This window comes from Myxococcus sp. AB025B (assembly GCF_006518215.1).
In the GTDB taxonomy this organism is placed as follows: domain Bacteria; phylum Myxococcota; class Myxococcia; order Myxococcales; family Myxococcaceae; genus Myxococcus; species Myxococcus fulvus.
In genome coordinates this window covers 1-1866 of sequence record NZ_SRLW01000602.1, presented here as the reverse complement: position 1 = coordinate 1866, position 1866 = coordinate 1, and the positions used below count along the sequence as shown (strand labels likewise).

The 1866-nt window shown below is 74.2% G+C and carries 2 protein-coding genes; both read left to right on the top strand.

Annotation, left to right across the window (positions count from 1 at the left end):
• Nucleotides 1–1226, top strand: a 1226-nt coding sequence (locus tag FL311_RS42950) for a cell wall metabolism sensor histidine kinase WalK (RefSeq protein ID WP_141333432.1), incomplete at its 5' end; no start/stop codon positions are given.
• Nucleotides 1227–1261: 35 nt separating this feature from the next.
• Nucleotides 1262–1866: cation:proton antiporter (locus FL311_RS42945; protein ID WP_194869634.1), on the top strand; the 605-nt coding region annotated here is incomplete at its 3' end.

Below are 1866 nucleotides of genomic sequence, written 5' to 3'. Positions count from 1 at the left end.
CGCCCGACCCGCACGGCATGTACACGCTGCTGGCGCACCTGGCGGTGCCGGACCTGGCGGACTGGTGTCTGGTGGACGCGCTGGAGCAGGGCAACTGGGTGTCGCGCGTCGCGGTGGCGTGCCTGGACCCGACGCAGCAGGAGCGCGCGGCGGCGCTGCCCCAGCGCATGGAGCGGCGCGACGACGCGCCCGTGGGGCTCTTGCGCGTCTTGCGCACCGGGGAGCCGGAGCTGGTGCCGGCGGTGACGGACTCGCTGCTGCGCGCGGCGGCGGCCGAGCCCGCGCACCCGGCGCTCCTGCGCACGCTGCAGGCGCGCTCGTACATGATCATCCCGCTGCGCGCGCGCGGGAACACGCTGGGCGCGGTGACGTTCGTGGCCTCGGGCTCGGGCCGGCGGTACGGGCCGGATGACCTGGCGCTGGCGGAGGACCTGTGCCTTCGCGCGAGCCTGGCCATCGACAACGCGCGGCTGGTGGGCGAGTCACGGCGCGCGGCCCGGGCGAGGGAGGACCTGCTCGCGGTGGTGTCGCACGACCTGAAGAACCCGCTGGGCGTGGTGCAGCTGGGCTCGGCGCTGCTCTTGCGCGGGCCGGGCGCGCGGCCGGGCGGGGAGATGGTGGCCAAGCAGGCCACGCGCATCCAGGACGCGACGGACCGGATGTCGCGCCTCATCTCGGACCTGCTGGACTGGGGACGGCTGGAGGCGGGGGGGCTGCCGCTGGAGCTGGGCGAGCATTCCATGACGGCGCTCGTGACGGAGGCGATGGACGCCATCCGGCCGCTGGCCGAGGCCAAGGGGCTGCACCTGCACACGCGCTCCACCGAGGACGACGTGCGCGCGAAGTGCGACCGCACGCGGGTGCTCCAGGTGCTGGGCAACCTGCTGGGCAACGCGGTGAAGTTCACCCCGCCGGGTGGAGACCTGGAGGCGGGGGTGTCCGTGCTCAACGGCGAGGTGTGCATCCACGTGCGCGACACGGGCTCGGGCATCGACCCGGAGGCGCTGCCGCACATCTTCGACCGGTACTGGCAGGCGCGCGACGCGGCCAGCCGGGGCACGGGGTTGGGGCTGGCCATCGCCAAGGGGCTGGTGGAGGCGCACGGCGGCCACATCCACGCGCGCAGCACGAAGGGCGAGGGCAGCACCTTCTCCTTCACGCTGCCGCTGACGGGCGTGTCCACCGCGCCGCACTCCAGCGCGTCCCGCGCGCGACTGGACGCCTGAGACGGGGCGAGGACGGCTAGAGTCCTCGTCCGGTCATGCCCATCACCACGGAGCCGCTCCCCACCGCGTTCCTGCTCGCCGTCTGCGGCGCGCTGCTGGCGCTCAGCGTGTTGTTCAGCCGGGCGTCCGGCCGCTTCGGCATCCCCGTGGCGCTCTTGTTCCTGGGCGTGGGCATGGCGGCGGGCTCGGACGGCCCGGGCGGCATCGCCTTCGACAACTACGGCTTCGCGTTCCGGCTGGGCACGGTGGCGCTGGTGCTCATCCTGTTCGACGGCGGGCTCAACACGCCCCTGGCCGCCATCCACGCGGCGCTGAAGCCGGCGGCGGTGCTGGCGACGGTGGGCGTGGTGGCGACGGCGGCGCTGATGGGCGCGGCGGCGCACTTCATCTTCGGCTTCGGGTGGACGCAGGCCCTGCTGCTCGGCGCCATCGTGTCGTCCACGGACGCGGCGGCGGTGTTCTCCGTGCTGCGCGGCAGCGGGCTGCACCTGAAGCGGCGGGTGGGCACGACGTTGGAGCTGGAGTCGGGGTTGAACGACCCGATGGCCGTCATCCTCACCACGGGCCTGACGCACACGCTGGCGAGCGGCAAGCCGCCGGGGTGGGACCTGGCGGTGGAGGCGGTGGTGCAGATGGGGGT